The organism is Sphingobacterium puteale, assembly GCF_050986225.1.
Classification (GTDB): Bacteria; Bacteroidota; Bacteroidia; order Sphingobacteriales; family Sphingobacteriaceae; genus Sphingobacterium; species Sphingobacterium puteale.
This window is the reverse complement of record NZ_CP158959.1, coordinates 4404129-4427306: the sequence shown is the minus strand read 5'-3', so window position 1 is coordinate 4427306 and position 23178 is coordinate 4404129. Positions and strand designations below refer to the sequence as shown.

The 23178-nt window shown below is 41.7% G+C and carries 16 protein-coding genes; 10 read left to right on the top strand and 6 right to left on the bottom strand.

Annotated elements, in window-relative coordinates:
- Positions 1 to 394: 394 nt before the first annotated feature.
- The gene (rny, locus tag ABTV71_RS18945; RefSeq protein ID WP_104381053.1) at positions 395 to 1948 is read left to right on the top strand and encodes a ribonuclease Y; all 1554 of its coding nucleotides are present in this window, start codon (positions 395 to 397) and stop codon (positions 1946 to 1948) included.
- 57 nt (positions 1949 to 2005) lie between these two features.
- Here rny and ABTV71_RS18940 read toward each other — a convergent pair whose 3' ends face one another.
- Positions 2006 to 2656 (bottom strand): HAD-IA family hydrolase, encoded by a 651-nt coding sequence (locus ABTV71_RS18940; RefSeq protein WP_121123589.1) that lies wholly within the window; start codon positions 2654 to 2656, stop codon positions 2006 to 2008.
- A 140-nt stretch (positions 2657 to 2796) separates the two neighbouring features.
- On the opposite strand from ABTV71_RS18940, the gene ABTV71_RS18935 reads away from it, so the two are divergent.
- Positions 2797 to 3324: an Mpo1-like protein gene (locus tag ABTV71_RS18935; RefSeq protein ID WP_121123587.1), complete on the top strand. Its 528-nt coding sequence runs from the start codon at positions 2797 to 2799 to the stop codon at positions 3322 to 3324.
- A gap of 161 nt (positions 3325 to 3485) precedes the next feature.
- Here ABTV71_RS18935 and ABTV71_RS18930 read toward each other — a convergent pair whose 3' ends face one another.
- Together ABTV71_RS18930 and ABTV71_RS18925 are read right to left on the bottom strand one after the other, a co-directional pair.
- On the bottom strand, positions 3486 to 4811 hold the full coding sequence (locus tag ABTV71_RS18930) for an ABC transporter permease (RefSeq protein WP_433900693.1): 1326 nt from the start codon (positions 4809 to 4811) through the stop codon (positions 3486 to 3488).
- Positions 4804 to 5739: an ABC transporter ATP-binding protein gene (locus ABTV71_RS18925; protein ID WP_433900692.1), complete on the bottom strand. Its 936-nt coding sequence runs from the start codon at positions 5737 to 5739 to the stop codon at positions 4804 to 4806. Before ABTV71_RS18925 ends, ABTV71_RS18930 begins: the two co-directional genes overlap by 8 nt.
- Positions 5740 to 5928: 189 nt before the next feature.
- Here ABTV71_RS18925 and yihA point away from each other — a divergent pair, with 189 nt between their 5' ends.
- The 3 genes from yihA (at position 5929) to ABTV71_RS18910 (ending at position 9266) form a co-directional block, all read left to right on the top strand.
- Positions 5929 to 6558, top strand: coding sequence for a ribosome biogenesis GTP-binding protein YihA/YsxC (gene yihA / locus ABTV71_RS18920; RefSeq protein ID WP_433900691.1), 630 nt, complete (start codon positions 5929 to 5931; stop codon positions 6556 to 6558).
- Positions 6559 to 6655: 97 nt separating this feature from the next.
- Complete coding sequence (locus ABTV71_RS18915; protein ID WP_433900690.1) at positions 6656 to 7510, top strand: UbiA-like polyprenyltransferase; 855 nt, start codon at positions 6656 to 6658, stop codon at positions 7508 to 7510.
- 79 nt (positions 7511 to 7589) lie between these two features.
- Positions 7590 to 9266 (top strand): PNGase F N-terminal domain-containing protein, encoded by a 1677-nt coding sequence (locus ABTV71_RS18910; RefSeq protein WP_433900689.1) that lies wholly within the window; start codon positions 7590 to 7592, stop codon positions 9264 to 9266.
- A gap of 89 nt (positions 9267 to 9355) precedes the next feature.
- Here ABTV71_RS18910 and ABTV71_RS18905 read toward each other — a convergent pair whose 3' ends face one another.
- Entirely contained in the window at positions 9356 to 9817 is a 462-nt protein-coding gene (locus ABTV71_RS18905) for an Lrp/AsnC family transcriptional regulator (RefSeq protein ID WP_433903721.1), read from the bottom strand.
- Positions 9818 to 9975: 158 nt separating this feature from the next.
- Between ABTV71_RS18905 and ABTV71_RS18900 the strand changes: the two genes are divergently transcribed.
- Positions 9976 to 11043 (top strand): PLP-dependent cysteine synthase family protein, encoded by a 1068-nt coding sequence (locus ABTV71_RS18900; RefSeq protein ID WP_121123574.1) that lies wholly within the window; start codon positions 9976 to 9978, stop codon positions 11041 to 11043.
- A gap of 117 nt (positions 11044 to 11160) precedes the next feature.
- Positions 11161 to 12843, top strand: a complete 1683-nt coding sequence (locus ABTV71_RS18895) for a protein-disulfide reductase DsbD family protein (protein ID WP_121123572.1) — start codon at positions 11161 to 11163, stop codon at positions 12841 to 12843.
- 548 nt (positions 12844 to 13391) lie between these two features.
- Here the strand turns inward: ABTV71_RS18895 and ABTV71_RS18890 are convergent.
- Positions 13392 to 15989, bottom strand: a complete 2598-nt coding sequence (locus tag ABTV71_RS18890) for a DUF5686 family protein (RefSeq protein ID WP_433900688.1) — start codon at positions 15987 to 15989, stop codon at positions 13392 to 13394.
- Positions 15990 to 16290: 301 nt separating this feature from the next.
- On the bottom strand, positions 16291 to 17979 hold the full coding sequence (locus ABTV71_RS18885) for a pseudouridine synthase (RefSeq protein WP_433900687.1): 1689 nt from the start codon (positions 17977 to 17979) through the stop codon (positions 16291 to 16293).
- Between the two features lie 148 nt (positions 17980 to 18127).
- Between ABTV71_RS18885 and ABTV71_RS18880 the strand changes: the two genes are divergently transcribed.
- The 3 genes from ABTV71_RS18880 to glgB all read left to right on the top strand — a co-directional run bounded on the left by ABTV71_RS18880 (position 18128) and on the right by glgB (position 23164).
- Entirely contained in the window at positions 18128 to 18601 is a 474-nt protein-coding gene (locus tag ABTV71_RS18880; protein ID WP_121123566.1) for a Dps family protein, read from the top strand.
- Positions 18602 to 18743: 142 nt separating this feature from the next.
- Positions 18744 to 21203 (top strand): glycoside hydrolase family 31 protein, encoded by a 2460-nt coding sequence (locus ABTV71_RS18875; RefSeq protein ID WP_121123564.1) that lies wholly within the window; start codon positions 18744 to 18746, stop codon positions 21201 to 21203.
- Between the two features lie 2 nt (positions 21204 to 21205).
- Positions 21206 to 23164: a 1,4-alpha-glucan branching protein GlgB gene (glgB, locus tag ABTV71_RS18870; RefSeq protein ID WP_433900686.1), complete on the top strand. Its 1959-nt coding sequence runs from the start codon at positions 21206 to 21208 to the stop codon at positions 23162 to 23164.
- Positions 23165 to 23178: the final 14 nt, after the last annotated feature.

Sequence of the window (23178 nt, the reverse complement as noted above, 5' to 3'; positions counted from 1 at the left end):
AAACGACGAATTTGCCGCAATTAAATTCGGGTTGTCACTATTTTAAACTTAACGCTTCAATATTACAGGCGCAAAAAGATATAGGCCATTTTGCGAAAGCCATCTGGGTCATAATCTAAGCCTAATTATGTAATCACGAAGTTTAATAATACATGAGACCTGTTTAAATTTAATTGCGGTTTTTTTTTGTTTGGAAATCAGCGGGCAATTGTCCGGCTTGCAAGCGGACTGAATCAGATTGGATTCAATTCCCCTGCATTTCTAATAGCGACTGTAAATAGAATACCCGATGTCAATAAGTCAGCTTATGCGATGGTAGGGGGAGAATGGAGAGTTTTATCTAAAAAATTTAGTAATTAATAAAAACAAACATATATAATACAATTATACATACATGGACGTCGCAATTTATATCATAATTTCTCTGATTGTTGGTGTAGTTATAGGTCGTTATCTATTGGTTCTGTTATTCAAAAAACAAGAACAGGAAGCCAAAGATAAGGTAAATAGCATACTAAAAGATGCAGAGCAAGAAGGAGAACACATTAAGAAGAAACGCCTATTAGAGGCGAAAGAAAAATTCCTTCAATTGAAATCCGAACACGAAAAGGAGGTGAATCAACGTAACAATACCATTAACCAAAAGGAGAATACGTTGAGACAGAAAGAACAATCCATTAATCAAAAGCTGGAAAGCATCAATCGCGATAAGCAGGAGGTGGACACCAAAAAGAAGCAATTGGATAAATTGGTTGAACTCAATGAAAAGAAATCCGAAGAAGTTGAGGCTTTAAAATTACAGCAGATCAAACAATTGGAGAGTATCGCCGGTGTTACGGCGGACGAGGCTAAAAACCAGTTGGTGGATTCATTGCGAGAGGAAGCCCGTTCCCAAGCCATGATTCAGATCAAAGATATTGTGGACGAAGCGAAATTGACCGCGACGAAAGAAGCGAAAAAAGTCGTTATCCAAACAATTCAACGTACTGCTACCGAATCCGCAATCGAAAACACAGTGTCTATTTTCAATATCGAAAATGATGAGATCAAGGGTCGTATTATAGGTCGTGAGGGCCGTAATATCCGTGCATTGGAAGCTGCAACAGGTGTAGAGATCATCGTGGATGATACACCGGAAGCAATTATCCTTTCTGGTTTCGATCCCGTACGTCGTGAGATTGCCCGTTTGGCTTTACACCGTCTTGTAACGGATGGCCGTATCCACCCAGCTCGTATTGAGGAGGTTGTCGCAAAAACACGTACACAGATTGAAGATGAGATTGTTGAGATTGGTGAACGTACTGCCATTGATCTGGGTATTCATGGATTGCATCCTGAACTGATCCGTATGGTCGGACGTATGCGTTACCGTTCTTCTTATGGTCAGAACCTTTTACAGCACTCCCGTGAGGTTGCCAATTTCGCAGCAACAATGGCTGCAGAGCTTGGCCTGAACGTCAAACACGCAAAACGTGCCGGATTGCTCCACGATATTGGTAAAGTGCCTGACGATAACCCGGAATTGCCACACGCAATTTTAGGTATGCAGTTAGCTGAGAAATACAAAGAACATCCTGATGTGTGTAATGCAATCGGTGCGCACCACGATGAGATCGAAATGACAGCGTTGATTTCGCCTGTTGTACAGGCATGTGATGCCATTTCTGGAGCACGCCCGGGAGCACGCCGTGAAGTCGTTGAAAGCTATATCAAACGTCTGAAAGAACTGGAGGACCTGGCATTATCGTATCCAGGTGTGGAAAAAACCTTCGCCATCCAAGCGGGACGTGAATTGCGTGTTATTGTGGAAAGCGAGAAGGTATCTGACGCACAGTCAGAGATACTGGCTGCCGATATCTCCAATCGTATCCAAACGGAAATGACTTACCCGGGACAGATTAAAGTAACTGTTATCCGTGAGACGAGATCCGTGTCTTATGCGAAATAGATCCTGAGGGATCAATCTTGAAAAAGCTCCAATCTATTATAGGTTGGAGTTTTTTTATTATTCAAAAAATTCAATTAGATCTGCAACACTGTGCAGGAGAAAGGCTGGCGATTCCTGTTCGAGTTCCGCTTTGCTACCATAACCATAAAGCACAGCAACGGCATCCATGTTTGTCTCTCGGGCACCGATAAGATCATGTTTGCGGTCGCCGATCATGATACAGTCATGCGGGTTCGTTAGATGAGCATTTTCCATCACATATTGAATGACGCTGGTTTTTGTAGGCCTGGAATCGTCCAGGGCACTTCCTCCGGCGAAATCGAAATACTGGTCTATAGCAAAGTGCTGCAATATCCTGTGCGCAAAGATTTCGGGTTTGGATGTTGCCAAGTAAACCTTATAATCTTTCGATTTGAGGCCTTCCAGTAGCTCGGGAATACCATTAAAAAGTATATTCTCATACAAACCCTTGGTGGCAAAGCGTTCGCGGTATTTTTCCACACAGGCCAAAGCTTCCTGTTCCTCAAATCCGTAGCTGTGCATGAATGTATCTTTCAATGGCGGCCCGATCAGCGGTTTAAGACTATCCAGATCGGACGTAATAATTCCCTTGGCTTCGAGTGCATAAGCGATGCATTTGGTGATGCCCTCAGCAGGGTCGGTCAAGGTTCCATCAAGATCAAATAGGATGTGTTTATAAGACTTCATGCTGCAATAATACGGAATTGGATAGGAGATTGCCAGCTAAAGCCAGAAGAATGCATTTAATGACAAGCCACAGACCAAAAAATAATATTTATTATGTTGCGTAACCGTCTCGGCAGACCAATATTTATTAAATTTGCCGAATGAAACAAAAGAAGAAAGTTCAGGAAGTAGAGCCGAAGCGTCCGGTAGATACCTATTTTGAGGAGTTGGACACTAATTTTCAAGACCCGACCAATCGCATGATTCAGATTATCTTTTTGCCGCTGCTATTCTTCGGCGTGATGGGCTGTATCTGGATGATTCCTTTCCCACAGTTTGAATTTTTAGTGAAGCTCAATTGGCATACTTTTTTGAATTGGGGTTCTTTCTTCATTGCGGTTGTTATCTATTTTTACCTTAAGCTATCCGCGACCCTGTCTTATGCAATTTTATTCTCGATCGGGGCAATGAGCTACTTTATTGTGCAATTGGAATATGTGCAAAAAAATGGTGGCCCTGCAGTGATATGGGTGTGCCTTGCGATTGCTTTGCTCGCACTGGCGGCGTTGTATGTTGGTAAAGGAAAAGAGAAAAAAGCAATCAGCGGAAAACAGTTTCTACAATTCCTGCTCATTGGCCCGATATGGTTATGGCATTTTGTATTTCAGAAGTTCAATATTAGGTATTAAACAATCTATAAGATAGTTTTCTTAGCAGGAAAGCATGCTTTTGTAGCAAAATAAGAGACGATCTTATCTGGTATATGATATAATATAAGAAAGGCCAGATTGCACCATGCGATCTGGCCTTTTCTGTTAATTTTTTCGACTCGTTATTGTGATCAAGCTCATCAATTTTTATAATTGAACCATTTGATGATTTCCTTAAGGCTTGCTTTTTTACCATAGATGAGGATGCCAACACGATAGATTCGGGCAGCAGCCCAAGTGATTAATAAGAATGTCGAAATCAATAAGGCCAATGAGGTTAATATCTGCCACATCGGCACGCCAAAAGGTATCCGTACCAACATGGCAATAGGTGAAGTAAACGGAATAAAGCTCAACCAAGTGGCAATGGGCCCATTGGGATCGTTGATAATGACACCAAATGACAGGATATACGTTAACAATAGGGGCATGGTAATGGGCATGGAAAACTGATTGGCTTCTGTTTCATTGTCTACAGCGGAACCAGCAGCAGCAAAAATAGCGCTATACAGCAGGTATCCGGCAATAAAAAACAGAAAGAAAAAGATGATGACTTCGGTAAAATTAAAACTTTGGAGGGAGGCGAGAATGTAGGCGGATCCGCTTTGTCCGATTGCTTTGGATACCGTTCCCATACTGCCAGTTCCGGGCTGACTGGCAGCGACCTCCTGCATATCCTGTGGATTGACAAACAACAGTGTTGCCGTTATAAAAAGGCCCCCTGTAAGCAGCAGCCACATCACAAATTGAGTGAGACCGACCATCCCAATCCCAACAATTTTACCCATCATAAGCTGAAAAGGCTTGACGGAAGAAATAATGACTTCAATGATGCGGTTGCTCTTCTCTTCGATGATACCACGCATCACCTGCGCGCCATACAGAAACAGGGAGAGATAAACCAGGATGGCCAGGGCGACACCAAGTCCCATGGCGATAGCAGTATTGCTGTTTTTCTCCTCACCGTCAGCCGTGATCTCTTTGGCATCTATGGCGACTTTGGGTTTGATAGACTGGATGATCTGCAAGTCTATTCCCTTAGCTTTATACTCTTTTTCGCGAATGATTTCTTCCAGTTGTCCGCCTATGATCTCTTGCGTGACAAAACTTGTTTTGCCGCTGGTAATAAGTTCGGCCTTTTGGCTGCTAAGAATATCCTTGGGAATGTATAAGATCGATTGTTTTCCTTCGCTTTGCGTGAGCTGCGCTTTTTGGGCCTTTAGATCTAACTTGCTGACCGTATAGCTTACGTTTTTATTGCTTTGGAGTTTCCCCGCAAAGTCACCCTGCCCATCAATTACAAAAACCTCAGTGTGCGCATCTTTGAAGCTTTTTTTAGTCAGGTAGAACATGCCTGCATATAATGCAAAAAAGAATAGAGGCACGGCAAAGGTCATCACAATAAAAGATTTTTTCTTGACGCGGGACAGATATTCCCGTTGAATAATAAGTAATATTTTATGCATGTTCGTTGGCTGTTGGTGAGACTTGAGTAACTTTTTGGATGAAAATATCCCCTATGGAAGGTACGATTTCTATCAATTGATTTAGCTGTATTTGTGGTAAAAAATGTATTAATACATCATTTATATGAATATTTCTATTTAGCTGAATTATAGTGACGTATGTTTTTTCGACCTTTGTTGAGGTTATGACTTCGAAGAGGGTGTCATTAGACAGAAGAAAATTATCTTCGGTAGCTGTATATTCTAATTTGTAGGTCTGATTCCGGTATTCTTTTTTTATCGCTTGAACAGCGCCATCCAGTATTTTCTTTGATCGGTTGATGAGTGCAATATTATCACAAAGTTCTTCGACCGTTTCCATGCGGTGTGTCGAAAAGATGATGGTGGCTCCTTCCTTATTCAATCGTAAAATCTGCTCTTTGATGATATTGGCATTGACCGGATCAAATCCCGAAAAGGGTTCATCCAGAATAATCAATTGGGGCTGGTGAATAACAGTAGCGACAAATTGTACTTTCTGTTGCATACCTTTACTGAGATCTTCTATTTTCTTATCCCACCAAGATAAGATATCAAGACGTTCACACCAATCGTTGATGCGTAGTAGCGCCTCTTTTTTGGATAGTCCTTTAAGTTGGGCAAGATACAACATTTGATCGCCGATTTTCATTTTCTTGTACAATCCCCGTTCTTCGGGTAAATACCCGATTTGGGAAACATGTTGTGGTCCCAAAGCTTCGCCGTTAAATAGGATTTCGCCGGCATCGGGAGCGGTAATTTGATTGATTATCCGGATAAGGGATGTTTTGCCGGCCCCATTTGGTCCCAATAACCCAAAAATTTTACCTTTTGGAATTTGAAGGGAAACATCGTCCAATGCACGGTGATTGGCGTAATCCTTGGTGACATGATTGATTTCTAGTAACATCTTTTTAGGGTTTAATTAAATTCAATATGGCGAAAAATATAGCATATAGTATCTGTTGTTAATATACACTTGTTTATTTGACTATTAGTATCTGGCCATCTTAAAATGTTACAGATTGGCTGTTCAGTTTTTTACCGCATAGAGGGGTTAAACCTTGCCAAACGGATTCATTTAATGTACCTTTGTTCCATGGAAGTAAAAAAAGCCGAATTCGTGTGTAGCAACACGAGAGTTGACAAATTACCTGCGCCAAATTTGCCTGAGTACGCCTTTATAGGTCGTTCTAATGTAGGTAAATCTTCTTTGATCAATGCAATGACAAATAAGAAAGGGCTTGCCAAAACCTCTCAAAAACCCGGTAAGACTCAGTTGATCAATCATTTTATTATAGATGATACCTGGTATCTGGTCGATTTACCCGGTTATGGATTCGCCAAGGCGTCCAAAACAAGTCGAAATGAATGGGAGAAATTCATTCGCAGATACCTCACGCATAGAGACAATTTACAATGTGTATTTGTTTTAGTAGACAGTCGTCTCGAACCACAGAAGATCGATCTTGATTTCTGTTATTGGTTGGGTGAATGCGGTTTACCTTTTATGTTGGTCTTTACCAAAGCAGACAAGCAATCAGCAGTAAAATCTGATGCGAATATTGCAAAATTTAAAAAGGAGCTGTTGCAATGGTTCGAAGAGGTGCCGCCGGTCTTTTTGACCTCGGCTGAGAAGAAAGTGGGCCATGAACCGATTCTGGAAACCATTGATGAAGTCAATCGCCGATTTGTAGGGCCTGAACCGGAGGAAAGAATGCCGTTTTAAGTATTTCAAAAATTAAAATTCGTTAATATCATGGCGTGGTCATCCTGATCATTGCCGAGAGATTGGCGAACGTTTTAAAATCCATTAAGATCACCTCATGAAGAAGTATCTTTCTTTAGTTTTGTTTGCACACAGTGTATTTGCATTACCATTTGCCCTTATAGGCTTCTTTTTGGCCCTGCATACCACTGAATATGTCTTTTCCTGGAAACTGTTGCTATTGATGTTATTGTGCATGGTAACTGCCAGGAATGCAGCCATGGCCTTCAATAGGTATTTGGATCGGGACATTGATGCCATTAATCCAAGGACGGTAATGCGTGATATTCCGGCAGGGAAAATTTCGGCCCGGAATGCACTGATCTTTACCATTGTCAATTGCTTACTTTTTGTCATGGCGACTTATTTTATAAATTCGCTGTGCTTTATGCTGTCGCCCATTGCACTCTTCGTTGTGCTTTTTTATTCTTACACGAAACGAATTACACCGTTGTGCCATTTGGTCCTTGGTGCGGGACTGGGCTTAGCACCAATAGGGGCTTATATGGTGATCACGGGACAATTTGCAATTGCCCCCGTGCTGTATGGCTTTGCTGTATTGACTTGGGTCAGTGGCTTTGATATAATTTATGCATTGCAGGATGAAGCCTTTGACCGGGCGAATAAGTTGAACTCCATTCCGGTATGGTTAGGGACAAAAGGAGCGATGCGGGTATCCGAATGTTTACATGTGCTATCTTTTATATTTGTTTTAATACCAGCTTTTTTAATGCCCGTTGGTTGGATTTATTATTTAGGAGTTGCGTTTTATGCAGCCTTGCTGATCTATCAACATACCCTGTTTTCGTCGACCGATCTAAGTCGTGTAAACCGCGATTTTATGACCACTAATGGTTACGCGTCGGTGATTTTTGCAGTCTTTTATCTTTTAGATATCTGGTTGATTAAATAACGTTTTAGCATAAAATAAGAAAGGCTTTAGGAATTCCTAAAGCCTTTCTTATTTTTGTGTTTAATCCACTATGTATCCGATGAAGAAAAATATCCTTTTTGTTTCAATGTTATGTCTGTCATTGTCTTCTTATGCCCAGAGGCTTACGAGCTATGTCATCCAGTATAATCAAAGTTTTAACGGGAATACGCCTGCTAATCAAAATGCAGTATTGGTGTATGCCAATGCGAATGAAACGTATGTAAGTTCGGAAAAAGATATAAAAGGACAATTGTTGCCGCCCTATGAACGTGTGTTGGTGGAGCGGTCGGCTGGCAGTAACCTGCTTAAAATTGCGAAACTGAAAGATGGTTCCCTTATTCTGACAGGGGATGCTCAGGCGCTTTCCAAACAGAAATTTACAGCAACCAACGAGACCAAGACCATCTTGGGCTATCCCTGTAAAAAAGTAGAAACCAGTATCAATTCCAATAAGATTGAGCTATGGTATACGGATAAATTGGGGATAAAAGGAGCTCCGAGCGAACTGGGACAGGATCTAGGGCTAGTATTGGAAGTAATCAGAAATGGCAATACAAGGACTTTTGCTACGAAAGTGGAGAAAGTGAATACGATTCCTGATCAATTGAAGCTAAAAGGAAGCGAAAAGCGCTATGATGAACTTTCCTATAAAGACCTTATTTGGAAAAATCGTTTTATACGGCTTCCTGTCTTTCAAAAAGAGCGCATTCGTTTTTCCGAGGATGTCAAATCTGATTCAATCCTGCGTTTTGCAAATGGTACAGTCATTGTCAAAAAGGTAAAAATACCGAAAATCAAATTTAGCGATAACGTTTTTGTTCAGCTTGTGGAGCAATCAAAAGGTGATGCCTATGACCGGACCGGATCTGTTTTTATTATCCCAGCCAATAAAGCACAGAGCTTTTTGGATGGGATGAAAAACGGCATGTCGACCTTGCCGAAGTATGAAAATGGTAATGGGAAAAGTTACCAAGGTGTGGTGAGGACTACCACTTTCGAACCTATCGTTGAATTGATGCGGTTTTTTACTCCATTTGGTGTTAAGCAGTTTAACTATCTTCAGTTAAAGGATAAGGTTTGGCAGGATTCGGTACTTTACAGGCAAGATGTGTCCGAACTCGCTGGGATGTTGAGTGAGCAGGAGGTATACGTAGGCGCTTTCATTGGCAATTATGATAAGAATGGTCATGAAATTAGCGTTGAGCTCACAATTCACCCTGGTTTTGAAGCTGGATCGGAAGGGGAATTAAAAAAGACCATGTCCTTATTTACGACGACCAATGTGATGGAAATGGGGGGGCAGGAGTATGGATCCATGTTTGATCAGGATAAAGGGCTGACGCTCTCGTTTCATTTGGATCAGGACGCTAAAAATGTACAATTACGCTACATCACAACCGGTCATGGTGGTTGGGGAAATGGCGATGAATTTGTACCCAAAGAAAACCGTATTTTTCTAAACGATGCCTTACTGTTTAAATATACACCCTGGCGTAACGACTGCGGTTCTTACCGTTTATCCAATCCCGCTTCGGGTAATTTTGCAACTGGACTATCTTCGTCCGATTTAAGTCGCTCCAATTGGTGTCCGGGAACGGTTACACCTCCGATTTATATCGATCTGGGCGATTTAAAAGCTGGTGATTACAAATTGCAGGTTCAGATCCCACAAGGCGCTCCGGAAGGAACAAGTTTCAGCAGCTGGAACGTAACGGGAACCTTACTGTTCGATTAGATGGAATGATATAGGTGAGGTATTGATCGTATTGAAATCAATACCTCGTACTTTTTTTTGGAGCGGAGTATTTGGCCTGTCCCTACGTATTATAGTGGATAAGCAGTTTCACTCTTTGTTTCCGATAATACAAAATAAGTCTGTACGGTATTGACCTGCGGGAGCACCGCCAGACGGTGTCTTAAAAAGATGTGATAAGCATCCATGTCTTTGGTAGCAATGCGTAACATGAAATCATAAGATCCAGCCATCTGATAGCATTCCATAACTTCGGGAAACTTCGCCACTTCTTTTTCAAATTCGTTCAAAACCTCAAATGTATGCGCTTTCAGGAATACCTGTGAAAACGAAATCAGTCCAATTCCGATTTTGTGCCGATCCAGGATCGCTACTGTTTTTTTGATATAACCCAGCCTTTTTAACTTTTTTACCCTTTCGTGCACTGCGGCGATTGACTTATTCAATTCGAAGGAGAGTTCCTTATTACTTAATGAAGCATCGTGCTGTAATAAGCGCAATAATTTTAGATCGGTATCATCCAATTCCATAATATGAATATTTTCGGTGTTGTTGCAAAATTACAATGTTAGAATGAATAATTTATTGTTATCGGTTTATTTTTATTGAATTTTTATTGAAGTTATAGTTCTGTATTGAATAATATCTTGTTATTGCCCAATTTTGCAACAGAATAATCATTTATATAAAAATGGCTGAACAAGAATTACTAAGTGCATGTTTATCACCTGCATTGGACAAAAGATTTAAGCATTTGTGGAGATTGGTCGGTAACACGCCAATGTTGGAATTGCAGTATACCTACAAAGGTAAGCCAGGCCGGGTATTCGTAAAATGTGAGAATTATAATTTAACAGGTAGTATCAAAGATAGAATGGCTTTATATATCTTGTACAAAGCATATATGAATTGCCAAATTAGACCAACTGATGTTGTGATTGAAGCTACAAGTGGAAATACAGGAATTGCTTTTTCGGCAATTGGTAAAGCTTTGGGACATCAGGTAAAGATCATCATGCCAAATTGGTTGAGCAAAGAGCGTACCGATATTATCAGAAGCATGGGGGCCGATATTCAGCTGATCAGCAAAGAAGAAGGTGGTTTTTTAGGTAGCATTCGTTTGAGCGAAGAGCTTGCTGCCGCTGGTGGTGTTTTTCTTCCACGACAGTTTGAAAATCAATATAACGCTGAAGCACATGAGAAAACGACCGGTTATGAAATTGTGAAACAATTGGAAGAACAGGGTTTGATCGCTGACGCCTTTGTGGCAGGAGTGGGAACAGGTGGAACCGTCATGGGCGTAGGGCGCAGCTTGCGGAAGGTGAACCCAGCTGTGCGCGTACATCCCTTGGAGCCGGCGGAAAGTCCAACATTAACGACAGGACATAAAGTCGGTTCACACCGTATTCAGGGTATATCCGATGAATTTATTCCGGCGATTGTGAATTTGGATGAACTGGATCGTGTTGTTTGTGCCAACGATGGCGATTCGATCATTATGGCTCAGAAGCTGTCAAGGCAATTGGGGCTTGCCGTTGGAATTTCCTCGGGAGCCAATGTTATCGGAGCAATTAAGTTACAACAGGAGTTGGGGGACGGAGCAGTTGTCGTCACGCTACTATGTGATGACAATAAAAAATATTTAAGTACGGATTTGGTGAAAGATGAACCTGTTAAACCGGGCTATTTATCCAGCGATGTTGATTTTCTGGGTTTTCAACCGATTTGTAGGTTGCCAAATCCTGTATTTGGAGCATAGTAAGATTTAGTTTCATATGTTTATAGTGAACTCGGGGAGTGTATTGCTCCTCGGGTTTTATTTACACAAGAACAAATCTCAAAGCAAAATAAAATATGAAAAACACATGATATTCTGATGAAAACTAATTTTAAACTATTAACCCTTTTATTCCTGCTCATCTTTCCTCTTGCAATGTTTGCGCAGCAGGACAGTACGGTTAGCCCGGATGGTATCGAATTCACGGATGGTACAATCAGTCCGGATTCTTTATCTTTTGAAGAGTCACCTGACACGGTTACAGCTCAAATTGACTCCAATAAGACAACGGTGGCTGCTACAGCTGAAGCAGGTGGTTCGGCAGAAGGTGGAAAAAAGTCACTTTGGAGCATTTTTATCGCAGGCTTGGTCGGAGGCTTCGCAGCTTTATTGATGCCTTGTATATTTCCGATGCTTCCTTTAACCGTAAGCTTCTTCACCAAGCAGTCCGGTAGCCGCGCCAGTGGCATTAGCAAGGCTTTATTGTACGGATTATTCATCATTGTGATCTATGTCGCTTTGGGCATGATCATTACTATTGCATTCGGTTCTGATGCGCTGAATGCCCTTTCGACCAATGGCATTTTTAATTTTATTTTCTTTTTGCTGTTGGTGGTATTTGCGGCCTCATTCTTCGGTGCATTTGAAATTACTTTGCCAAGCTCTTTTGTGAATAAAATGGACGCCAAGTCGGATAAAGGTGGGCTTGTAGGTTTGTTTTTTATGGCATTTAGTTTATCGTTAGTGTCGTTTTCCTGTACCGGGCCGATTATCGGAACGCTTCTGGTGGAAGCAGCGTCAAAAGGTGAACGATTGGGGCCTGCCATAGGTATGTTGGGATTCTCTATTGCCTTGGCTATTCCATTTGGTTTATTCGCTATGTTCCCATCAATGCTTAAATCGCTGCCCAAATCAGGTGGCTGGTTGAACAGTGTAAAAGTGGTACTTGGTTTTTTGGAGCTGGCTTTGGCATTGAAATTTTTGTCAAATGTAGATTTGGCTTACCATTGGAACTGGTTGGACAGAGAAGTATTCCTCTCTTTATGGATCGCCGTATTTGGTTTGATGGGGCTTTATCTGATCGGTAAAATTAAATTTTCCCACGATAGCGATCTCAAATTTCTGTCTGTTCCGAGAACAATACTCGCTATTGTTGTTTTTTCCTTCGTGGTGTATATGATTCCCGGTTTATGGGGCGCTCCCTTAAAGTCTATTTCAGCCTTTTTGCCGCCATCGGCAACCCAGGATTTTGATTTATCCACTGGAGTTGGCAGTGGCACTGCTGCGCATACAGATGGAAAAGTCAAAAAATATGCTGAAATTTTTCACGAGCGTGGTACACCAAAAGGCTTTGATCCCTATTATGATTACGATCAGGCTTTAGCAACGGCGAAAGAGCTTAATAAACCTGTTTTGATTGATTTTACAGGCTGGAATTGTGTTAACTGCCGTAAAATGGAGGCAAACGTATGGACAGATCCTGCGGTAGCCAAGTTGTTGAAAGAAGAGTTTATCATGGCCGAGTTGTTTGTGGATGATAAAACCGAATTGCCGGTCAATGAGCAGATAGTTTCTGCATACAGCAATAAAAAAATAAAGACTATCGGAAACAAAAACAGCGATTTTCAAGCTTCCGCATTCAATAGTAATTCGCAGCCATTGTATGTGATTGTTGATCCGAACGGTCAGGTGCTGGTTCCTCAAAGTGGGGCAAATTACAATGTTGAAGAATACAAAGCATTTCTACAGAGCGGTGTAGATGCATTCAAAAAGAAAAACTAACCATCGTCATATTCTAATTTTATCCCCTTTGCTGTTTGCAATGGGGATTTTTTTTTGCGTAAAACCTAGTTTTTCGATCATGCAATGCTTCTTCATATCGTACTTTTTTAGGGAGTCATTCGTTTACCATCGAATTAGCTCCGCCAACGCTTCGGCACAGTGCCGTATCTACTTCGCCCTAAAGCCGGGGTGAGTCCGTATTGAGTCTATGATGAGTCCGTGTTGAGTCCGAGTCTCTGACGCATTTATCGGGTACTTATGACGTAATTACCACACTCATACCTGCTAGCGGGAGCGAACCTGTCCCGAACCTATTCCGAATCAGATACAAATATGCCCCGAATTACTCCCTTAACTTGGAGTCAGCTAGGGTTAAAGATTTCGAAGTTTTTCGCCAAGCCGAACCGCAATCGGATAAACCGACAAAGAAAGATGGGCAAATATCATGGGATAAGGATCAAATGGCAGACGTTGTAAATAAGAAAAAAGGCCCTATCATTCTCTCAATTGACAGGGCCTCAAATTATAATATAAATTTACGGAAACTATTAGAAGTCAAATCTGACCCGTGCACGGATCCCCCAGGCTGGAGCGTCCACATGGTCAAGGTAATTCAGACGTTTGACGTAGTCCACACGCAAAATTTTAAAGATGTTGGACAAACCGATACTGGCCTCCATATAAGGTTCAGAACCGAAGGTATATGAACTTTGGATATCTTCAGCATTGCGTTGCCATGCAAACACTTTAGAACCATAATTTGGGTCGTCTGGATCATTTTCTTTACGAAGACCACCATAGACACCTTTGAAACTAAATACCTCGCGTAACTTAAGCTTTTTGATCAATGGGATTTTATTCAACAGGAACCCATTCATGTAATACTGCACATTGATGGAAGCGTTGTGGTCACTGACAAATTCCAGAAAATTCATTAAGTTGTACGAGTTTAACTGGTACGCATAAGTCTGGTTTGCACGGTGGATTGTCAGGAAAGGAAATGGTATCTCTTTTCCAGCGATATAGTTTCCTTCCGCGGTTACATCAGCAAAACCAAATTGACTTAGGTAAAAACGCTTGAATGCGCCCACGTTGAAACTATGGTAATTATATTCCCCTTTTGCCAGACCTTTAATTCCTGCTGTATAATTGAATGTGAATATGGGGTATTGATTGAAGATCGGCGTACGATAGATTTTACCTTGGTAAAATTCTTCATGCGGAGCGTATCTAAAGTTGACCGACAATTCTGTTGTATTTAATTCGTTGAATAATTTGTTTTGTCCGTTTTCACCCAACATTTGATAGGTTAGGCTACCCGCCGGAGTTTGTTTGTTAATATTAAATCCAGCACCAATAGCCAGGTGGTTCAAGAATTCTTTTTTATATTCTAGCCCGTAGTTGGTTTCGTAGATATAACGGTCATTATCACCGCGTTTGAAGGATAACAAAAAGTTGTCTTCCTGAATAAACTCGAGCTTTTGTCCGGGAATTTTGGTATCCTTTTTATAGGAGGCTCTGATATAGTGCATAGGGAAGGAGTATACCGACTTGTTGTTAAAGGCATAAGTCCCACTGAAAAAGTACTTCCATTTCTGATCCTTGAACCCATAAGCCGCATAACTCTCTGCATAGAAACGTTTGCTCAGTGATTCGGTTGTACGACCGCCCACACGCAAGCGAAAGCCTTCAACAGGGTTAAAACTGTAAAATGTATTTACTGGACCAATTTCCACCGGACCGGCTTGTTTGTACCCCGAAAGAAGCAGGGCCGCAATATCCATGAAGGTTCTGAAAGAAGGAATTTTCTGTAGCGTATCTATATTGTGGTAGATATTCAGTTCATTCTGTGCCAAAGCCAAAGGGCGTTGTGTTTCAAATAAGGACTTTGTCGCTTTTTTATTCTCGACATTGTAAGCTATTACCGTTGATGGGCCATCGTAAATGCTGTCGGGTTGTTGCACACCGACTTTATAGTTGTTGTAATTGACCGTTCGGCTTCCGCGGATACCCATTCCTTTTTCAGTTAATGAAAAATCAATTCCCAATGTACTTGTCTTTAGGTAGAATCTGCTCTTATTGTCTTTTTCGAATTTGAGCTGAACCTGAAGGTCGCGTACAAAATTTAGGTTGATATCATCCGCAACAGTCATGTTCGCCCCTTGAACGGCGTAATTGCCATCCAGTGTAACATATAGTTGCCCTTTAAACAACATATCTGCTTTATTGCGGGGAACGAAGCTCAATTCGACCAGCCAAGGCTGAGAAGTTTTGATGGTATCGGTAATGAAAAACTTATAAAATGTAGGTGCAGAATTCGCAATCGGACTCAAAAACTGGTTGGTTACCAATGAAATGTTGTTGTCATAAATATCAACTTGTTCGTAGAGTTTATTAAAATAGGCTGCCAGACCATCATTATCTATAAATTTAGGGTCAAACTGCGCGCGTTGATCCCCCAAAATATATTGTTTGGTTTTGCTCGGATCTTTACGGTAGTACACTTTGGACATTTTCTCTTCGATAAAAGCCGGCAAAACATATTTATTGGCGGTTTTAGCCGAATCATCGGTTTCGAAAAGAAACTGATAGTTCTTAAAGATTTTTTTGTTGACGAATTTTTCTGAAAGATTGCTCAATCCCAAAGACATCTTTTCGTATTGATCAAATTCAGCATATTGTTGTCCCGACAGTCGGTTTTTATCTTTATTTTCAATGACCTTACGTATTAGGGCAACGGCAGGATTGTCTTTGTTGCTGTATTTTTTCTTTTTGGCTTTGACAACAACTTCCTCCAGCATATTGTCCTGTGCATCCATCAGGATTTCCTTGGTCTGTATAGCATCGTTGGTAACGAAAGCATCCTTATTGTCATAGCCAACATAGCTGGCTCTGATTTTGACATAAGATGTCGGGAAAACCAGCTTAAACTCACCATTTGCATTGGTCGATGTTGAGGTTCCTGCAGCAGCAGGAGCGCCAACGACCGCAACGGTGGCGTAAGCAATGGGGGCCTTTGTCTTTGCATCTTTGACCGTACCCGTAACCGTTTTGGTCTGTGCGAATACAAGAGATGCTGATAGCAAGAATGTTATCGAGAGAAAGAGTTTATTTATGAAGGTCTGTGCGTTTATTTTAGCTTCCATTATATTGCTATAATCTTGAAAATTCAAAATTGTTTTCTTGTTTTTACTTTATTTCTGACTTTATAAGTATTAAAATCAAAAAATCAGTGAACAAAGGAAACAAAAAATTAAGAATAATTAAAATCTTATTGTAATGTAATAAAAGAAACCTAGTTCCTTCTTTTAAGGTTTAAATCGTTGTTTTTTAGCGGTTTGTATTAAATAATTGATTTAGATCAATTATTTAACCTCCACATTTTGACTTCACGATGATTTTCCAGTCCACTATTTATTGACTTTTGTAACGATATAGTCAATGTTGCTAAAAATCGGATGGGATTTGAAAAGAGATTTCCTGTCTGGAGCCTGGGTGAATAAATTTAATAAAAGCAGCATGCAGATGTAATCTATTGGCTTTTCTGCCATATAGATCATCACCGAAGATAGGAGTATTCAGTCCCTCTGGGTGAACAGCGTGCATACGGAGTTGATGTGTCCGGCCTGTTAATGGGTAGAATCGAACTCGTGTTTTACCATTTTCGACAGCAATTCTTTCCCATTTGGTCTGAGCTGGCTTTCCATGGGTATAACACACCATTTGCCGGGGTCTGTCATCCAAATCCACACGAAGGGGCAGATCAATCAGCCCACATTCCTGTTCAATAACACCGTCGAGTAAAGCAATGTACTCCTTCGTTATGGTATGTTGTATAAATTGATCCTGTATGAATTGATGCGCCATCTTGTTTTTGGCTACAACCAAAAGTCCCGACGTGGACATGTCCAGACGGTGGATAATAATCGGGCCGGCATTTGGATAGCGTTTGAGAACACGATTATAGACGGAATCTTTCACATATATACCGGGAACGGATAAAAACTCTGCGGGCTTGTTGAAGACAATAATATCTTCATCCTCATAGATCTGGGGGAGTTCCGTTTGCAATGTTGTTTCCTGTTGCATGGGATTCGGGTCGACGGTAAGTCCCTGAAGCATGTATCCCAGAATAGGTTCACATTTTTTACGGCAGGCCGGATAATAATTTTTATGTCTGCGGATTTCGGAAGCAGGCGAACAGCCCCACCAAAACTCGGCCAATGCTATGGGGGTAAGGTTGTGGCTGTAGGCATATTGCAACAATTTCGGCGCAGCACATTCTCCGGCACCTGCAGGGGGGGTACTTTGGTCAAAATCCTGAAAAATGGCAATCACATTCTTTGGCTGCCCTTCAGCATTCAAAAAATTATATTGTTCAAAAAGTTGTCTTTGCAGATTGCCTGATCGGATCTTGCGCTCCTCTTTCATTGCCAAAATATCGGAAAGCAATTGTTGGAGCTTAAGGTTCTCCGATTCCAGGGCCAGATGCATGTTATATTGATAGCGCTGAAGTTCTTGTTTATCCTTTAAGCTTTGGCTGCGCATATCTTCCATCAGCGTTTCATACGCTTCGTCTGACAGGATAGGGCGCAATCTAGTTCGGGTTTCCTTACGTTCTTTTTTCTGATTTCTGAGTTTTGTTTTGAGCAGGTCAAGCGTTGTGTCCCATTGGTCTTTTAGTCTATTGAGATTGCTTTTTGTTTGTGCCAGTTCCTCGCTGTTTTCAAGAAGTTCAATTTTTCTGTTAAGCGCATTTAAGTGTACTTCTTCATTTAAAAAGAAGCCATCCCTTTCAAGCATGTCAAATATAGGGGGGACAAAGTGTCTGTGTTTGTTGCTGCCGGCAAGCTTGCCTGATACAGCGGCAAGATATCCGAGGCGATGCTGCTGATCGCGGACAACCAATATACCGAACATCTTGCCGATGGCATGACCGTCATTATTTTCTTCAAGACCAAAGTTATGTGTCCACTCGTTTTGTATCTCAAGGTAGGCCTGGAGTTCTTGCGCAGCAATAATGGCTAGCGGATGCGGCTCATAGCAAAATGGAAAAGTGAATCGCAACGGGAGTTCGATGCCCGAAATATCTTCCTTGAATGCATGAAAATAAGCGTTGTTGTCTAAAGTACTCACAGTCTTCCTTTAATGATAGTTTGCTCGCAAAAATACGGTTATTATGCGATTGAAATGACATTTTAACACCGCTTTTTTTTGTTTTACCTGCTTTTTTTGGTAAATTTAACTAAGCAATTAAAAGCTATAGTTAACAAATAAACACGATATGAAAACTTCAATTGGAATTAAAGATGCAGACTTAAAAAAAGTTGCGAAATTGCTCAATGTCTTATTGGCTGATGAGCATATTATCTACATGAAAACACGCAATGCGCATTGGAATGTCGAGGGAGCTGATTTTCATGCTGCTCATTTATTTTTGGAATCCCAATACGATGAGCTGGCCGAAGTTATTGATGAAGTTGCGGAACGTATTCGTACCTTGGGCCATTATGCCGTGGGTTCATTTGATAAATATCTGAAATTAACACGTTTGACAGAATCCACATCGGAAAAGACCGATAGCCAGTCTTATTACAAAGAGTTGTTAACAGATCATGAGTCTATTGCGATGTCGATTCGTGCTGATATTGCAGTTGTCGAAGGTACGGCGGATAATGGTACGGAGGATTTTTTGGTCGGCTTATTGGAAAAACATGAAAAAATGGCCTGGATGCTCCGTGCCCATTTTATAAAATAGTAAAGACAGACTCATTTCATACAAACAATCCTGCCCATTTGAGTTGGCAGGATTTTTTTTGTATGATTTGTTGTCGGCGCGGGATAATTTTTCTATCTTAAAGAGGAATTAAGCCTTCAGAAACATTTAATATAATACAGCTATGCTTGAAGACGACAACCTAAATCAAACCACACTAAACGAGGAAGAAAATGATGGTACTTTGGAGAGTATGCATCATGTGAACAATCCGGTATTGGATCTGCCCAAAATTGAAAAGAAATACCTCGAAAATGTTGTATCCCACAACCAAAACGATAAATCATACTATTTTTCCGATGGTAAGGCAAAAGTGGAGATTAAGATCGTAACTGATGAGATTGTTCGTGTTCGATTGGCGCCACAAGGAACGTTTTTAGAAGACTTTTCCTATGCGCTGGCAAAGAAAGATCATCGCGTCAGCATCCATCAGTGTAAAGAGGAAGAAGATCATTATAGTGTGCATACGAACACGATTTCCTGCCGGATCAATAAAGAAGATTTTTTGATTTCTTTCTCGGATCGGGCCGGAAAATTGTTTAATGCGGATCAGGCACCTATGCATTGGGAGGAAAATCCGGATTTCGGCGGATATTACGTCTATAGTACAAAGGTAGCTTTTGAAAACGAAGCATTTTATGGGCTAGGCGACAAGGCAACCAAACTTAACCTTCGCGGAAAGCGATTAAAAAACTGGAATTCGGATACTTATGCATTTGCTTACGATCAGGATCCTTTGTACAAAACGATCCCTTTTTACATCGGGTTGAAAGATGGGGAAGCCTACGGCATTTTCTTTGATAATACCTTTAAAACCTATTTTGACTTTGCCGCTGAAGATCAGGGTAAGACCAGTTTCTGGTCTGAGGGTGGTGAATTGCAATATTATTATATTCATGGCCCCCATATTATTGATGTAATCCGAAGGTATCATACCTTAACCGGTACACATTATTTGCCACCATTATGGGCTATTGGGTACCACCAGTGCCGATGGAGTTATTACCCGGAAGCGAATGTACGCAAGGTGGCCGAAGAATTCCGTAAAAGACAGATCCCATGTGACGCCATATACCTGGACATTGACTATATGGATGGGTACCGCTGTTTTACCTGGAATAAGCAATATTTCCCAAATCCGAAGAAAATGATTGCCGATCTTGCCAATGAGGGCTTTAAGACGGTGGTTATGATTGATCCGGGAATTAAGGTTGACGAAAATTACTGGGTATTTAGAGAAGGAAAGGAGAATAGATATTTCTGTCGAAGGGGCGATGATTATTTTATGGAGGGATTTGTTTGGCCCGGACGCTGTCAATTTCCTGACTTTACGAATCCTGAAGTTCGTCAATGGTGGGGAACTTTATACCAGGGACTAGTGGAGGACGGAGTTGCGGGCTTTTGGAACGATATGAATGAACCAGCGGTTTTTGGTCGAGGGACATTTCCGGATGATGTCAGACATCAATATGATGGCCATCGCGGGTCACATCGAAAAGCACATAATGTCTACGGCATGCAGATGGTGCGTGCGACCTACGACGGCCTGAAGAAACTCTATAAGAATAAAAGGCCATTTACCATTACACGAGCGGCTTATGCAGGCACACAGCGTTATTCCTCGGTATGGACAGGAGATAACTTAGCCAGCTGGGAGCATCTCAAACTGGGGACTTTACAGTTGCAACGCTTGTCGACCTCAGGAATGTCTTTCTGTGGAACCGACATTGGCGGATTTACAGGGGAACCGGATGGTGAGCTTTTTACGCGATGGATGCAATTTGGCGTTTTTTCACCATTTATGCGTGTGCATTCCGCAGGTGATACCCGTGACCGCGAGCCCTGGAGCTTTGGTGAAGATTGGGAAAAAATAAATAAAAAATTTATTGAGCTGCGCTATCAGCTTTTGCCATATATCTACACCTGTTTTTGGGAACAGACCAAATATGGCTATCCGATCTTACGTCCTATTTCAATGGTTGAGCAACATATTCCGACCAATTGGCAGCGGGAAGAGGAGTTCTGTTTTGGCGATAAAATATTGGTGTCGCCAGTGTTGCAGCCCGGCCAGAAAAGCAAGATTGTCTACCTTCCTGCAGGAGATTGGTTCTATTATTTTAGTAACGCGGTATATGTGGGCGGCAAGGAACATACCATTGCAACACCTTTGGATGAAATGCCACTATTTATTCGTGGTGGATCAGTTATTCCGGAATATCCCGTCATGCAGTATACCGGAGAAAAGAAAGTGGAGGAACTGCAATTGAATATCTATTTTTCGGAGGGGGTGCATCGTTCTTACGTGTATTCCGATCATGGTGATACCTTCGCGTATGAGCAGGATATTTATCTGGAGAAATGCTTTACGGTGTCCGGATTAAAAGATTCCCTGTCAATCAAACAGACCCGCGATGGATTATTTACGGAGCGGTACGAAGAATATAAATTGCAATTGATCGGGTTGCCGTTTAGGGTAAAAAAAGTAAAAACAGATGGAATAGACACAAAAGTACAACAAGATGAACAGGGGCGATATTGGATTAATGTCGCACGTGAATTTGATAACATATTGATCGAGGGTTAAACATGGCCAATCAAGTAATACCGCATAGTCTTTTTTCGGAATTTGATGTCGCACTGTTCCAGGCGGGCAGGCATTTCAAACTGTATGAAAAATTTGGTTCGCATGAACTGGAAGTAGAGGGTGAAAGAGGCGTTTATTTTGCGGTTTGGGCCCCAAATGCAAAATCCGTTTCCGTAACGGGAAACTTCAATTTTTGGGACAAGGGGAGTCATCCGTTAAATGTCCGTTGGGATACCAGTGGCATCTGGGAAGGATTCATTCCCGGAATAGCCAATGGTGAAACCTATAAATATTGTGTTCAGACTTCATCGGGAGAGGAACTGGAAAAAGGTGATCCATTTGCATTCAGGTGGGAGGTAGCCCCTAAGACAGCTTCCATTGTTCATTCGACTTGGTATGAATGGAATGATGGCAACTGGATGAAGGAGCGTATCGTAAAGAATAGACTGGATCAACCTTGGTCGGTCTACGAACTGCATTTGGGGTCATGGGCAAGGGATCCGGAGAGCCCGGATACACTATTAAATTACCGCGAGATCGCCGTGCAATTGGTGACTTATGTTAAGGGAATGAATTTTACACATGTGGAATTTATGCCGCTGATGGAGCACCCCTATTATCCTTCCTGGGGTTATCAGATTACGGGTTATTTTGCAGCAAGTTCGCGGTATGGCTCCGCTCAGGATCTGATGTTCTTGATTGATGAATTACATGCTGCGGGTATTGGCGTGCTACTGGATTGGGTGCCTTCACATTTTCCGGGGGATGCCCACGGACTTTTTCGTTTTGATGGTACGAGTCTCTATGAGCATGAAGACCCGCGGAAAGGTTTTCATCCAGACTGGCAGTCCTATATTTTTAATTATGGACGCAATGAAGTGCGTTCATTCCTGATCAGCAATGCTTTCTATTGGCTGGATCGCTTTCACATCGATGGGCTTCGTGTCGATGCTGTGGCTTCGATGTTATACCTAGACTATAGCCGAAATGCGGGTGAATGGATTCCGAATGAGTTTGGTGGTAATGAAAACCTCGAAGCTGTTCAATTTCTAAAAGAATTTAACGAGGCTGTGTATGCTCATTTTCCAGATGTGCAGACGATCGCTGAAGAATCTACATCCTGGCCGGGAGTGAGTAGGCCGACCTATGCCGGAGGCTTGGGTTTTGGGATGAAATGGATGATGGGGTGGATGCACGATACCCTGGATTATTTTAAGGAAGACCCGATCAATAGAAAGTACCATCATGATCGCATCACTTTTGCTACAGTATATGCATTTCATGAGAATTTCATGCTTCCTTTGTCTCACGATGAAGTTGTCTACGGAAAACAGCCTCTTATTTATAAAATGCCCGGTGATGAGTGGCAAAAATTTGCCAATTTGAGGGCTTTATACCTGTTTATGTACACTTTTTCGGGAACTAAACTGCTGTTTATGGGGGGCGAGTTCGGCCAAACGTCTGAATGGAACGTGAATCAATCGCTCGATTGGCATCTGCTGGAATTTATGCCGCATCAGGGAATGAAAAAATTTGTGGCAGACTTAAATGCGATGTATCGGCAGCAGCCCAGTCTCTTTCAAAGAGCTTTTGATTCATCTGGATTTGAATGGATAGATGCCGGCGACCGGGAAAATTCGGTTTTGGTCTATTGGCGTAAAGCTTTTGACTCCTGGAATGATACGGTGATCGTAATCAACCTGACGCCTGTTGTCCGTGAAGATTTTCGAATAGGTCTGCCTTATGCTGGTGAATGGGAAGTGGTATTAAGTTCGGACGATCTTCATTATTTCGGTTCAGGAATCTGTAGTCAACATGTTGCAAGTGAACAACTGCATTGGATGAACCGGGCGCAGTCTGCTCAGGTAGATCTTCCACCGCTTGGTGGCTATATCCTCAAACGTAAGAAGGATCGAGAAGAAACCGCTCCCGTGAAGTCTGCGGAACGCGTTCCTGTTTAGGGTGATGTGTCCAT